The organism is Pseudomonas amygdali (genome assembly GCF_002699855.1).
Lineage (GTDB): Bacteria > Pseudomonadota > Gammaproteobacteria > Pseudomonadales > Pseudomonadaceae > Aquipseudomonas > Aquipseudomonas amygdali.
Genome location: NZ_LKBW01000296.1, coordinates 15,428 through 28,866 on the forward strand (window position 1 = coordinate 15,428; position 13,439 = coordinate 28,866).

General features: G+C 60.7%; 11 protein-coding genes and 2 pseudogenes. 7 read left to right on the top strand and 6 right to left on the bottom strand.

Features of this window, described 5'->3' with window-relative positions:
* Window positions 1-33 precede the first annotated feature (33 nt).
* Together AO277_RS22980 and AO277_RS22985 are read left to right on the top strand one after the other, a co-directional pair.
* A pseudogene (locus tag AO277_RS22980) lies at window positions 34-1,030 on the top strand (ABC transporter substrate-binding protein).
* A 28-nt stretch (window positions 1,031-1,058) separates the two neighbouring features.
* Window positions 1,059-3,329, top strand: coding sequence for a molybdopterin guanine dinucleotide-containing S/N-oxide reductase (locus tag AO277_RS22985; RefSeq protein ID WP_044318898.1), 2,271 nt, complete (start codon window positions 1,059-1,061; stop codon window positions 3,327-3,329).
* A gap of 7 nt (window positions 3,330-3,336) precedes the next feature.
* Here the strand turns inward: AO277_RS22985 and AO277_RS22990 are convergent, their stop codons facing one another.
* Genes AO277_RS22990 through AO277_RS23005 form a run of 4 tightly spaced genes read right to left on the bottom strand, consistent with a single transcriptional unit; the run spans window position 3,337 to window position 7,803 of the window.
* Entirely contained in the window at window positions 3,337-4,530 is a 1,194-nt protein-coding gene (locus AO277_RS22990; RefSeq protein WP_002554521.1) for an acyl-CoA dehydrogenase family protein, read from the bottom strand.
* Between the two features lie 32 nt (window positions 4,531-4,562).
* A complete protein-coding gene (locus AO277_RS22995) occupies window positions 4,563-5,552 on the bottom strand; it encodes an ABC transporter substrate-binding protein (RefSeq protein WP_002554520.1) in 990 nt (329 codons plus the stop codon).
* A 56-nt stretch (window positions 5,553-5,608) separates the two neighbouring features.
* Complete coding sequence (locus AO277_RS23000; protein WP_044318897.1) at window positions 5,609-7,192, bottom strand: rhodanese-related sulfurtransferase; 1,584 nt, start codon at window positions 7,190-7,192, stop codon at window positions 5,609-5,611.
* Window positions 7,189-7,803, bottom strand: coding sequence for a cysteine dioxygenase family protein (locus tag AO277_RS23005; RefSeq protein WP_005731317.1), 615 nt, complete (start codon window positions 7,801-7,803; stop codon window positions 7,189-7,191). Before AO277_RS23005 ends, AO277_RS23000 begins: the two co-directional genes overlap by 4 nt.
* Window positions 7,804-8,022: 219 nt before the next feature.
* Between AO277_RS23005 and AO277_RS23010 the strand changes: the two genes are divergently transcribed.
* Window positions 8,023-8,928, top strand: a complete 906-nt coding sequence (locus AO277_RS23010; protein WP_004657392.1) for a LysR family transcriptional regulator — start codon at window positions 8,023-8,025, stop codon at window positions 8,926-8,928.
* Between the two features lie 61 nt (window positions 8,929-8,989).
* Here the strand turns inward: AO277_RS23010 and AO277_RS23015 are convergent, their stop codons facing one another.
* Window positions 8,990-10,078: an LLM class flavin-dependent oxidoreductase gene (locus tag AO277_RS23015; protein WP_044318896.1), complete on the bottom strand. Its 1,089-nt coding sequence runs from the start codon at window positions 10,076-10,078 to the stop codon at window positions 8,990-8,992.
* 257 nt (window positions 10,079-10,335) lie between these two features.
* Here AO277_RS23015 and AO277_RS23020 point away from each other — a divergent pair, with 257 nt between their 5' ends.
* The 4 genes from AO277_RS23020 to AO277_RS23035 all read left to right on the top strand — a co-directional run bounded on the left by AO277_RS23020 (window position 10,336) and on the right by AO277_RS23035 (window position 13,270).
* Complete coding sequence (locus AO277_RS23020; RefSeq protein WP_044318895.1) at window positions 10,336-11,193, top strand: ABC transporter permease; 858 nt, start codon at window positions 10,336-10,338, stop codon at window positions 11,191-11,193.
* A gap of 2 nt (window positions 11,194-11,195) precedes the next feature.
* Window positions 11,196-12,002, top strand: coding sequence for an ABC transporter ATP-binding protein (locus AO277_RS23025; protein ID WP_044318894.1), 807 nt, complete (start codon window positions 11,196-11,198; stop codon window positions 12,000-12,002).
* A 51-nt stretch (window positions 12,003-12,053) separates the two neighbouring features.
* Window positions 12,054-12,356, top strand: a complete 303-nt coding sequence (locus AO277_RS23030; protein ID WP_002554513.1) for an Rdx family protein — start codon at window positions 12,054-12,056, stop codon at window positions 12,354-12,356.
* Between the two features lie 92 nt (window positions 12,357-12,448).
* Window positions 12,449-13,270 carry a UDP-2,3-diacylglucosamine diphosphatase gene (locus AO277_RS23035; RefSeq protein WP_044318893.1) on the top strand — a complete coding sequence of 274 codons (822 nt, stop codon included), beginning with the start codon at window positions 12,449-12,451 and terminating at the stop codon, window positions 13,268-13,270.
* Between the two features lie 9 nt (window positions 13,271-13,279).
* Here AO277_RS23035 and AO277_RS23040 read toward each other — a convergent pair.
* Window positions 13,280-13,348: pseudogene (locus tag AO277_RS23040) on the bottom strand (DUF962 domain-containing protein); the annotation flags it as partial.
* Window positions 13,349-13,439: the final 91 nt, after the last annotated feature.

A 13,439-nucleotide genomic window follows, 5' to 3' on the forward strand; every position in this document is an offset into this window, starting at 1 on the left:
TTAGGGTCGTTGCCGATCAATTCGATCTGCCCGATGCTTCTGGAGACCCTGCCTGTGCCGACAACTATCATCTGCTGGAGCCAACGCCTGCTGACGGGCCTGGCGCTGGGCCTTGTGGCCACGCTGAACACCCAGGCTGCCGACCTGATTGTCGGTGATCAGAGTTACAGCGCCCGGACCGTGATGGAAGCTGCCGGTGTACTCAAGGATCTGCCCTACGAGCTTGAATGGAAGCAGTTCACCGCAGGCTCCCCGGTCGCCGAAGCGTTGAACGTCGGTAGCCTGGACATCGGTTTGCTGGGCGATTCGCCTGCGCTATTCATGGGCGCGCTGGGTGCGCCGATCAAGGTCATCGGCGTATCGCGGCAGAACCTCGACGGCGTTGCGATCGTAGTGCGCAAGGATTCGCCGATCAAAACCGTCGCGGATCTGGCCGGCAAGAAAGTCGCCATCTGGAAGGGCTCGTTCAGCCAGCAATTGATGCTCACCGCGCTGGACAGGGCGGGTGTCGCCCGCGATGCCGTGGACTATCGCTACCTTAGTGCACTGGATTCCTCTCACGCGCTGGATGGCGGCTCGGTGGACGCGATTGCGACCTGGGAGCCCTATGTCACTCAACAGGAGCGTCAGGGCGCACGAATCATTGCAACTGCCGACGGCTTGATCCCTGCGCAAAGCTTTATTGTCGCCAACGATCAGGCCATCAAGGACAAGCGCGCGCAGATCAGCGATTTCCTGCAGCGCCTGGTCGGTCAGCGACCCGCAGCACAATGAAATCTACGCCAACGCCTGGGCTGCGCTGACCAAAGCCGATGCACAAGTAGCGCGCCGCTGGTTTTCCCGCGCTCAGGTCGTGGTGGTGCCGATCACCCCGCAAGTGGTGGCAGGCGCACAGCAGACTATCGATTTTTTCAACCACGCCGGGCTGACCAAACGCTATCCTGCTGCCAGCTGCCAGCTGCCAGCTGCCAGCGTGTTTGACGAGTCGTTCAATGCGGCGCTGGACAGCCAAGCGCAGGTTGCCCGCTGAACGACTGCCTTGTCCTGGAGCCTTCACCATGAGTTTTACGTCATTGCATTGGGGTGTTTATCGCCCGCAGGTCGAGGAAGGCAAGTTGAAAGCCCTGCTGCCTGCGGAGTGGGACAAGGACCCTTCACCGATTGGCGATTCGGTTGCCGATGCCATTACCTCGCCCACACGCGTCATGCGCCCGGCGATACGTCGCAGTTTTCTTCAGCAAGCCGGCGGGCGACCCGATCTGCGTGGGCAGGAGTCGTTCGTCGAGGTCTCCTGGGAGGTGGCGCTGGATCTGGTCGCCAGTGAGTTGCAGCGCGTCAGACGCGAGCACGGCAATCAGGCAATTTTTGGCGGCAGCTACGGCTGGGGCAGCGCGGGGCGTTTTCATCACGCACAAAGCCAGCTGCATCGCTTCCTCAACTGCATCGGCGGTTATGTATTCAGTACCGACAGCTACAGCCTGGGGGCCGGGCGGGTGCTGATGCCGCACATTGTCGGCAACATGGACTGGCTGCTGGCGGCGCATACGTCCTGGAAGAACCTTGCCGAGCACTGCGAGCTGTTCGTCGCCTTCGGGGGGTTGCCCGCCAAGAATGCGCAGACCAGCCCCGGCGGTGCCAGTGACCATCTGCTGGCCGACGCGTTGCAACGCATGTCCGACGCCGGAGTGGAGTTCGTCAACGTCAGCCCGCTGCGTGATGACCTGGCTGGCCCGACACATAACCAATGGCTGGCCGTGCGCCCCGGCAGCGATACGGCGTTGATGATGGCGCTTGCCTGGGTATTGATCAGCGAAGGGCTGCACAACGAAGATTTCGTTCAGCGCTACACCGTGGGCTATGAGCGTTTTCGCGATTATCTGCTGGGTCACGTCGACGGCCAGCCTAAGGGCCCGCAGTGGGCCGCTGCATTGACTGATATCGCTGCGCAGCAGATTGTCGACCTGGCGCGGCGCATGGCCAGCAAACGCACCATGATCAACGTCGCTTATTCATTGCAGCGTTCTATACATGGCGAGCAACCGTTCTGGATGACCGTCACCCTGGCGGCGTTGTTGGGGCAGATCGGTTTGCCCGGTGGCGGCTTTGGCCTGGGTTATGGCTGCATGAACAACACCGGCAGCGGCCGCAAGGCGTTCTCCGGGCCGCGCTTTTCCCAAGGAAGTAATCCGGTCAAGGACTTCATTCCGGTTGCGCGGGTGACAGATATGTTGCTCAACCCCGGCACACCCTTCGATTACAACGGGCAGCAGCAGACTTACCCGGATATTCGCCTGGTGTACTGGGCGGGTGGCAATATCTTTCACCACCATCAAGACCTCAATCGGCTGCTGGAAGCGTGGCAGCGGCCGCAAACCATCATCGTTCACGAGCAGTTCTGGACCGCTCAGGCACGCTATGCCGACATCGTGCTGCCAGCCACCACGGCGCTGGAACGCAATGACATCGGCAGCTCGGCGTCCGATCGTTTCATGATTGCGATGCAGCAGGCCATCTCGCCGGTGGGCGAGTCTCGTGATGACTATTCGATTCTGGCCGGGCTGGCCGAGCGGCTGGGCGTGGCGCAGGCGTTTACCGAAGGACGTGATGCCCAGGCCTGGCTGCATTTTATTTACGATGAGTCTCGGCAGCGCGCTGAAACCTTTGGTATTACCCTACCGGATTTCGACCAGTTCTGGCGTGACGGATTACTGGAAATAGACTATCCCCAGACCGATAACGTACTGCTCAAGTCCTTTCGCGATGACCCTGACGCGCATCCACTGCCGACGCCGTCCGGGCGCATCGAAATTTTCTCCGAGCGCATCGCAGGCTTCGCTTATGCTGACTGTCCCGGCCACCCTGTGTGGCTGGACAAACCTGCGCCTACCCATGCGCTGCACCTGCTGTCCAATCAGCCCAAAACCCGCCTGCACAGCCAGTACGACCACGGCAGCTACAGCCGTTCCTCGAAAATTCAGGCACGCGAGCCGCTGACCCTGAACCCGCTGGATGCGCAAATGCGCGGGTTGGTCAATGGTGATGTGGCCAAGGTCTTCAATGAGCGGGGGGCGTTTCTGGCTGGAGTAATCGTATCGGACAGTATTCGGCCCGGCGTTGTGCAGATTGCCACCGGTGCCTGGTTCGACCCTTTGGTGCATGGCGAGCCGGGCAGTCTGGAAAAGCACGGCAACCCTAATGTGATCACCCAGGACATCGGTGCTTCCAGCCTGTCGCAAGGGTGTGCGGCGCAGACCGCGTCGGTGGACATCGTCAAATGGGATCAGGCACTGCCGCCGGTGACGGCGTTCGAGCCGCCGTCATTGCTCTGAGCGCGTTTTACTGCTCTTTATTACGCGCCGCAAAAACCGCCTTGCCCACACCCGCCAATACCGCATCGTTCTGCGGCGTATGCACCCGGCCGCACAGCACGTTGCGGTAATGGCGCTGCAGCGGGTTGCTGCGTGACAGTCCTGGATTCCCTGAGGCCTCGATGGCCAGTTCCACCGCACGGATAGCGTTGCCGGTCACCAGGTATTTGATCTGCGCAGCATGCTGTGCGGGCGTGTGGCCCTGGGCCGCGGATTGCAGCAGGCTCTGGTTGGCGAACAGCAAGGTGTCGATCTGCCCGACGGTTTCCTGAAAGCGCGGCAGGGTCGACAGCGCGGCCCCGAGGTTGGACGGCTTGCGCTGTTCCAGCCAGTGCACCAGCCAGTCGCGGGCGGAGTGGGCGATGCCGTCGTAGACTGACGACAGCAGCACCGACATCCACAGCATGCCCGACCCATCAAGTTCGGATTGCGGGGCGCTCCACGGGCTGACGCTGACGGCATGATCAAGCGGCACCAGCACGTCGTCGAAGCGGACTTCGTGGCTGCTGGTGGCGCGCATGCCCAAGTGGTCCCAGTCCTCGATGATCCTGATGCCCGGCGTGTCCTTGTGGACCAGCCAACTCCCCACCAGCGGGTCATCGTCGTCGCTGCGCGCCCATACGGCGAACCAGGTCAGGCCATGACTGCCGGTGGAGTAGATCTTGCTGCCGCTGATGCGCCAGCCGTCGGCGCTGCGGCGGGCGACGGTGCCCGGCAGGCCGCCACGCGCAGGGGTGCCCAGGTCAGGCTCGACGCGCAGGGCGTTGATCAGCGCACCTTCGCGTACCGCCTCTTCGGCAACTTGTACACGTAGATGGCTCGGCCAGTTACGGTTCTCTTGCAGCCTTGAATGCTGCAGGTATTGCATGACCAGAATCAGCGCCGTCGACGGTTCGCCCTTGGCTACTGCGCTGACTACTTGCTGCGCGCGCGGCAGATCGGCACCGCCGCCGCCCAGTTCAGCCGGTACGGTCAGGCCGAGCAGGCCGTGGGTGTGCAGTAACTGAAAGTTGGCATGCGGGAACTGGGCGCTGATGTCGTACTGCTCGGCAGTTTCAGCCAATGTGGCGGTCAGCGTAGCCAGTCGTTCGCTGAAGTCTTCAGCCGACTCGGCTGCCGGATAATGCTGGCGCGGGGTAGGGCGCAGGGTCGAGAGTGTCATGCGGGGTCCTTTTCGCAGCGGTTATGCAGCGGTCATTGCGTGGCGGCCTGAGCGATCTGCGCGCGCGAGGCGTTGAAGCTCTTGTCGAAGCCGGTTGAAACGTCGATTTTTTTAGTCAGGATGCCTTCAGCCAAATAGGTGTCCGCAGTGTTCTGCAGTCCCTGAACGATCTGATCATCAATCGGCGTACGTTGCATTTTCGTCGCCTTGGCCACCGCCAGATGCACCGCCAGCGGCAGGCCGGTGACTTTCGCCTGAGCGGCCGCGTACTCTTCGGGATGAGCATTGGACCAGTTGAAGGCGCGCTCCACGCGGGCTACAAAATCATCCAGTTGGGCACGTTTGCCTTCAATGGCCTTGCTGGTGGCGGCGAGGTAGAGGTGATTGCTCAGCAACTCGCTGCCACTGACCAGCACACGAGCGTCGCTTTGCGCGATGGAAATCGTCGTGTAAGGGTCCCAGGTCGCCCAGGCATCGGCGTCGCCGCTGTCCAGCAACAGACGCGATTCGCTGGGCAGCAGGTTGATGAAGGTGACGTCACTGGTTTTCAGCCCGGCTTCATGCAGGGCGCGGATCGCCAGATAATGGCCGATGGAGCCGCGCCCGGTGACGATGCGCTTGCCCTTGAGGTCGGCAACGGTCTTGATCGGCGAGTCCTTCGAGACCAGCACCGCCGTGGTGAAACGGCCCTGGGCATGGGTAATACTGACCACTTTCAAGGGCGCACCCGCGCCCAGCGCGAACACATAGGGCGCATCACCCAGCGCACCGATATCCACAGCGCCAGCGTTCAATGCCTCTCCCAGAGGGGCCGCCGAGGGGAACTCGGAAAACTGGATCTGGTAAGGCACGTCCTTGAGTTCGCCGGAGACCTGCAACAGTATTTTCAGCAGCGACTTCTGATTGGCGACCAACAGCGGAGCCTGCTCGGCAGCCACCACCTGCTGGCCTGCCAGCACACTGAGCAACGCGCCCAGCAGCAGGCTTTTGAGCGGTAGAGGTGATTTGAAAAAAGGCAGCATTGAGGTGTTTCTCCATTGAGTTGATCGGTCGGCCAGACACTTATCGTTCCTCACGCTCAAATCACGTAAAACCCGTGCGTCCCGTCCCGGCCCAATTGCTCCACCAGGCCAAACTCCCAGTCCAGGTAGGCCTGCATGGCTTCGCGCGGCGCATCGGTGCCTTCGTACGGGCGGCGATAGCGATCGATGCGTGGCGAGGCCAGTCGGCTTTCGCCATGCTCCAACGGCAGGCCAGCCTTGATCCAGCTGGCCGTGCCGCCTTCAAGCAAAAACACCGGCTTGTCGGTCAGCGCTTCGACGTCGGCCACGGCAAAGCGCGCCAGCCGGCTGCTGCCACAGGTCAATACGTAGCGGTCGGCGGCAGGTATCTTTTCCAGCGCCTGTTTGAGGTCGGCGCGCAAGGTCCACCAGGCACCGGGAATGTGCTGTTTGACGTAATTGGCGCTAGCGGTGAAATCCAGCACCGCCACCTCGACCTGTGTCTGCCATTGAACAAGCGTCTCGACGCTGATCGCCTCCACTTGCGGTGGCGCAGGGAACGGCGCATCCCAGTCACCCGTTTCGCTGAAGTCTGCTGCATGCAGATCATCGAGCACCGAAACGTCCCAGCCCAGTTGCGCCAGCCAGGAAGCCGACATGTTGGCGCGCACGCCGTCGTCGTCCACCAGGACTATTCGTGCGCCGCGTACGCTGACGAAGTGATCGGTTTCCTGCACCAGTTGCCCGCCCGGTGTGGAGCGCGCACCGGGCAGATGGCCTTTGGCAAACTCTTCCGGTGTGCGCACATCGAACAGGTACGTGGTGCGCGAAGTCTCGGCTTGCCAGCGTTGCAGGTCAGCGCGGCTGGCGCGTTTGACCTTGGCGCGATCAGCCACCTTGCGCGCATCGGCACTGGCTGTTTCGCGCGTTTCCTCACTGACTGCTGCAAAACGCCGGTCTTGACCATGATCCAGCGTCTGACCGGCCAGTAACCAGCCAATCGTGCCATTGCGCAGCGCATTGATCTGATTGGGCAGGCCCGCATTGACCAGTGACTGAGTGCCGATGATGCTGCGCGTGCGACCGGCGCAATTGACGATGATTCGCGTGTTCGGGTCCGGTGCCAGCTCCCGTGCCCGCAGCACCAGTTCCGCGCCCGGTACGCTGATGCCACCGGGGATGCTCATGGTCTGGTATTCGTCGTAGCGCCGGGCATCGAGCACCACTACATCGGCGTTGTTGTCGAGCAGGGCCTTGACCTCTTCAGCCGCCAGAGACGGGGTAGCGCGATGGTGTTCCACCAGTTCGCCAAACGCCTTGCTCGGCACATTCACATCAATAAACAACTCGCCGCCAGCCTCACGCCAGCCTTGCAGGCCGCCGTCGAGCAGTCTCACATCGCTGTAGCCCAGCGCTTGTAAACGTTGCAGCGCAACCTGCGCCAGGCCCTCGCCATCGTCGTACAGGGTTATGGCTGTGTCGCGTCGCGGGATGCGCGGGAACACCTCCAGCTCCAGCTTCGACAACGGGATGTTCACCGCAAACAGAGGATGGGCCTGGGCAAAGGGTGCTTCTTCGCGGACGTCTACCAAGGCCAGTTCCTGGCGGTCCAGCAATGCCTGACGAACGTCGGCGAATGATCGGGTGGCGGGGGTGGTCATAGGGCGGGGCTCCCTGTTGGCTGATCCTGAGTGGCGTGGGTGATGGCTGCGGCATTCGAATAGCCGGAGATGAACAGTTTTTCTGTGCCGTCCAGGTCGTAGACCGCACGTTTCACGGTGCCAATATCGGCGCCGTAAACGTGGATGCTGATCGACACTTGATCGTTGAAAGCATTGCTGACCTGATGCACATCGTTGCTTTTCGGTGACAGCGCTTCGACTTGGCCGGGTTGCAGGCGAATTGCCGGGCCGCTGGTTTCCAGGCGTCCTTGTGCGTTGCGGGTATAGCCCTGTGAATGCTCGGCACCGCGCAGCATGCCGATCAGGCCCCAGACGCGATGGTCATGAATCGGCGTGCGTTGCCCCGGCCCCCAGACAAAACTGACCACTGAAAAGCGCTGCTGCGGGTCGGCATGCAGCAGAAATTGCTGATAACGGTCGGGGTCGGGTACGGCAAATTCTTCTGCCAGCCAGTCATCGTGGCTGACCAGTTGCGCCAGCAGCTTGCCGCCGCGACGCAACAGATCGCCTTCGTGCGGCTCGCTGCCAATCAGCTCGCCCAGCGCGTCGATAAAGGCCCCGAGTCGTTCCGGGTGTCGGTTCTGAGTCATGTCCATTTCCAGATCAGGGTCAGGGAATGGTTTGATATAAGCATAATATGGATATTTAATATACTATTTTTTAATGATTAGGTTATAACGAAAACGTCTTTTACTTCCGTGCTGCAATGCGTGAAATCTAGCGTCGGTCTGTTGGACGGGCTATGAATGGACGTCTGCCGGGACTATTCTTTTTGCCTGTGTTTCTTCTCTTCTTTATGTGCGGTCCGAATGAAAATTGATGATATCGATGCGTTCGTTGCAGTCATCCGCTGTCAGTCGATCAGCCATGCCGCTGAATCGCTGGATCTGACCCAGCCGGCGATTACTCGCCGGGTGCAGAATTTCGAGCAGGCCCTTGGGGTCGAGCTGTTCGATCGTAATACCAAGCCGCTCAAGCCAACGCCGATGGGCATCCAGGTGTACCAGAAGTGCCTGGCAATCCTGCGCGAGATGGATGCGTTGCGCGAGCTGGTGGCCAGCGACACGCCGCCCAGCGGCCTGTTGCGTCTGGGTGTGCCGCAAACCATCGGTGACGTGGTGCTGCTCGATGCGCTCAAGCAGCTACGCGGAGAATTCCCGGATTTGCGCGCCCAGGTCAGCACCGGCTGGGGCAGTCACCTGATCGGCAAGATCGAAAACGGTGAGCTGGATGCTGCGGCAGCGCTGTTCCCTGCTGGCAAGATATTTCCGGACAACATCGTCGGTCAGTCCATCGGCAAGATGGAACTGGTGGTGGTCTGCGCCAAGGGGCTGGTGCCGAAAAAGCCCGGCAAGCTGGCGGATTGCTACGAGCAGGGCTGGGTACTCAACCCCGACGGCTGCGGTTTTCGCGCAGGTTTGCAGCGTACGCTGACCGATCAGGGGCTGAGCATGAAGGTCAATCTGGAAACCTTCGGCACCGAGCTGCAACTGGGGCTGGTAGCCGATGGCATGGGGTTGGGTCTGGTGCCAAGGCCGTTGCTGGAGCGCAGCGCTCACCGCGAGCAACTGGTGGTGCTACCGCTCAAGGACTTCAAACCGGTGATGGACCTGTGGCTGTTCTACCCACGTTTTCTGGGCAATCTGCAAGCACCGGTCGAGGCTTTTGGCGCGCTGGTGGCGCGCTCCCTCAAGCCGGTTTCAGCAGCCGCCTGAAAACGTCATTGCGGGCGGGCAGTCTTCAGTCAGAAGCCTCGCCCGCCCGCATGGCGTTGAATCAGGCCACTTGTTCGCGAGCCTGCCGTTCACGCTGAGCCACCAGTGCGCGGGTCAGCGGGATCAGCTTCTTGCCATAATCGATAGCATCTTCCAGCGGGTCGAAGCCGCGAATCAGGAAGGTGGTAATCCCCAGGTCGTAATAGTCCAGCAGCGCTTCGGCGACCTGTTCCGGGGTGCCGACCAGCGACGTGGAATTGCCCTGCGCGCCGAGCAGGCCAGCGATGCCCGTCCACAGGCGCTTGTCCAGACGTGAACCTTGTGCCGCTGCGGCCAGCAGGGGACGCGACCCTTCGTTGGGTGGTTCGCGACGGACAAAGCCGTTGCGGTCTGCCAATGTCTTGGCTTTTTCCAGAATGCTGTCGGCGCGTGCCCAGGCTTGTTCTTCGGTGTCGGCCAGAATCGGGCGCAATGACAGGCTGAAACGAATGGTCCGGCCATGTTTGGTGGCTTCGGCGCGCACCTGTTTGACCACATCGCGCACCTGCTCGTACGTCTCGCCCCACAGGGCGCAGACGTCGGCGTGTTTGCCGGCCACCGCAATCGCCGCTGCCGAGGAACCGCCAAAGTACAGCGGGATGTGTGGCTGCTGTGGGGACTTGACCAGCGAGTGCGCGCCCTCGAGCTGGTAGTAGGTGCCCTGATGATCGAACGGCTTGTCGTTGGTCCATTCCTGACGCACAACACTGAGGTATTCATCGCTGCGTGCGTAGCGCTCGTCCTTGCCGATGTGGCTGCCGTCGGCACGCAGTTCCTTGTCGTCGCCGCCGGTAATGATATGCACCGCAGTGCGCCCGCCATTGAACACGTCCAGCGTCGCAAATTGCCGGGCTGCCACGGTGGGGGAGATGAAACCGGGACGATGTGCGACAAGAAACTTCAATGTGCTGGTCACGCTGGCGGCATGCGCAGCCACCAGTGTGCTGTCCGGGCTGTTGGAGTGGTACGCGATCAGCGCACGATCAAAACCTGCGTCTTCATGAGCCTTGGCCACTGTCTTCACGTAGTCGGGCTGGATGGTCGCGCCGCTGCGCGGGTGGATTTCAGAACCGGGTTGCGTGGCGATATAGCCAATGAATTCGATGCTCATGAAAACTCCTGCCAATGGTTGAGGTCCGTTCGACCTTGTCGAGAAGCACCATAAAGGCAAGCAGACGGGGCTGTGAAATTCGATTTTGGTCTAAGTTAATTATAAAAAATATGCATTATAAGTTTTGTAGATAATCAAATATTTTAACTATTAGCTTAGAGCCAAATAGAATTTCACTCGGCTTTCTTATGCACATAGCATGGTGTTCATACTGCGTCGGGTGCGTCACGCCCGATTTGCCCAGAAAGGATGCGCCCATGTCCGACACAACGCTCAACCCCGCCGACCCCGGTTTTCTTGTGGTCAACAAGCCTGAACAGCGTCGCGCCTCTGAACAGCATCGTCAGCGTCGGCAAGTGCCGGGCTCTGTTTTGCGTCTGCTCAGCCCGCTGGCACTGTTGCTGCTCTGGGAGCTGGCCTCACAAACCGGTCTGCTGCCCAGCCGAGTGATCGCCGCACCGTCGCAGATCGGCGGTACGCTATGGTCGATGATTGTTTCAGGCGAACTGGCCGTGCACCTGTGGGTATCGCTGCAGCGCGCATTGCTGGGCTTGAGCATCGGCGTCAGTATTGGTGTGGTCGCTGCATTGATAACCGGGCTTTCCCGGCGCGGCGAAATCGCCCTCGACTCGCCGATGCAAATGCTGCGCACCATTACGTCGCTGGCACTGGTGCCGCTGTTCATCCTCTGGTTCGGCATTGGTGAATTCACCAAAGTGGCGCTGATCGTGATGGGCACCACCTTTCCGGTGTACCTGAACCTGTTTTCCGGCATCCGCAACATCGACCCGAAACTGATCGAGGCCGCCAACACCTTGGGGCTGAGCCGTCGCGAGCTGATCTGGCACGTGATTCTGCCCGGTTCGCTGCCTTCTTTTTTTGTCGGGCTGCGCTATTCGCTGGGTATCTCCTGGCTGGCGCTGGTGTTTGTCGAACAAATCAACACCACCGCAGGAATCGGCTTTCTGGCCAGCGATGCCCGCGACTTCATGCGCACTGATGTAATCGTTATCTGCCTGTTGATCTACAGCGTCCTGGGCCTGGTGATCGACGGCATCATTCGCACGCTGGAGCGCTATGCGCTGGCCTGGCGACCGACCTTCGTGAGGAATTGAGCATGGCGACCCTTGAGTTGCGTAACACTTCATCAGTCACGCCCCCGGTTCAGTTGCGTAACGTGGTTCGCCAGTTTGGCCCACAACGGGTGATTGACGGGCTGGACCTGGACATTGCCGCGGGCGAGTTTGTCGCTTTGCTGGGTGCCAGTGGCTCCGGCAAGACCACCTTGCTGCGCACTCTGGCCGGGCTGGACGACATCGACAGTGGCGAGCTGCGTGTGCCGGTGGCACGTGCCGCGGTGTTTCAGGAACCGCGGCTGATGCCGTGGAAAAGCGCCTGGAAAAACGTGGTTCTCGGCCTGCGCATCAACGATGCCAAGGCTCGGGCCGAAGCAGCATTGACCGAAGTCGGTCTGGCCCATCGGCTGAATGCCTTTCCGGCCACATTATCCGGTGGCGAGGCGCAACGTGTAGCGTTGGCGCGCGGCCTGGTCCGTGAGCCGAAACTGCTGTTGCTCGACGAGCCTTTCGCCGCCCTCGATGCTTTGACCCGCATTCGCATGCACCAGTTGATCATCGACCTGTGGCGCAAGCACACCCCGGCGGTGCTGCTGGTAACGCACGATGTCGATGAGGCGATCCTGCTTGCTGACCGGGTCATCGTGCTGGCCGACGGTAAACTTGCCGATGACATCCGCGTTGACCTGCCACGCCAACGTGACAGCGGGCAGGCCGGGTTTCAGGCAATTCGTAGCCGCTTGCTGGGTTTGCTGGGCGTGAAGACGCAGGCTGCCGATACTGCAACGCAGGAGCCAGCCCGCGACGTGACGCTCAGCGCACTGCGTCTTTTCGCCAATGCTCGTTGATCCTGCGCAGGGTGCGTATCATGGGCGTCTGAATTTCTGGAGGGGACGTCCATGTCTGCCGAAAAGCCCGAAGTCATAATCACCTATTGCATTCAATGCCAGTGGCTATTGCGCGCCGCCTGGCTCGCCCAGGAGCTGTTGAGCACGTTCAGTGACGACCTGGGCAAGGTCTCGTTGCAGCCGGGCACCGGTGGTGTGTTTCGCATTACCTGCGATGGCGTGCAACTCTGGGAACGCAAGGCCGACGGCGGCTTTCCCGAGGCCAAGGTGCTCAAGCAGCGGCTCCGTGACCAGATCGACCCGGCCCGTGATCTGGGCCACAACGACCGTCATACTCCCGCCAGTCCTCAGTAATACAGGCCATTGTCACGACATCGCCACGCACGTGTCACATTCGGTTAACCGGCATGCTCCACTCTCTTGGAAACCCTGCCGGAGGTCATCCCATGACCAGTGCTCAGCTCGCCACACCCAGCCGCAAACAACGCGTGCGCACCTTGTGGATTTCCGACGTTCATCTGGGCACGCGCGATTGCCAGGCCGAGCACTTGTCCGCGTTTCTCAAGCGCTATCAGGCTGACAAGGTGTATCTGGTGGGCGATATCATCGACGGCTGGAAGCTGCGTGGCGGCATGTACTGGCCGCAGGCGCATACCAACGTGATCCGTCGGCTGCTGACCATGAGCAAGCGCGGCACCGAAGTCATTTATGTCACGGGCAACCACGACGAATTCCTGCGTCGTTACTCCAAATTGGTTCTGGACAACATCCAGCTGGTGGACGAAGCCGAGCACGTGACGGCCGATGGTCGTCGTCTTCTGGTCATCCACGGCGATCAGTTCGACGTGATCACCCGTTATCACCGCTGGCTGGCCTTTCTCGGCGATTCGGCGTACGAATTCACCCTGACCCTCAACCGCTGGCTGAACCATTGGCGCGCCAAGTACGGCTATGGCTACTGGTCGCTGTCGGCGTACCTGAAGCACAAGGTCAAGAGTGCGGTGAATTTCATCAGCGATTTCGAGGAAGCCATCGCCCACGAGTGCGTGAAGCGCGGCCTGGATGGCGTGGTCTGCGGGCACATCCATCATGCGGAAATCCGCCAGGTGGGCGGAGTGGAATACCTCAATTGCGGCGACTGGGTTGAATCCTGTACCGCCCTGATCGAACACCTGGACGGCACTATCGAACTGTTTCGTCTGGCGGACGCGCACTTGAAAGCAAGCCAGCCGGTGGTTCAGGAGCCGGTCAGCGAAACGGTGGCCTGATTCAACCGGCTAGAACGACACCTTGCCCAACAGCATATCGCGGTACATAACGAAATCGCCGAGCAGGCTGTAGAATGGTATGACCCCCGAAGGTTGGACGCAACCTTTGGAGGCGTCATGGGTAAATATACAGTGCAGGCAAAACTCGCAGCCGTGAAAGAATATTGTG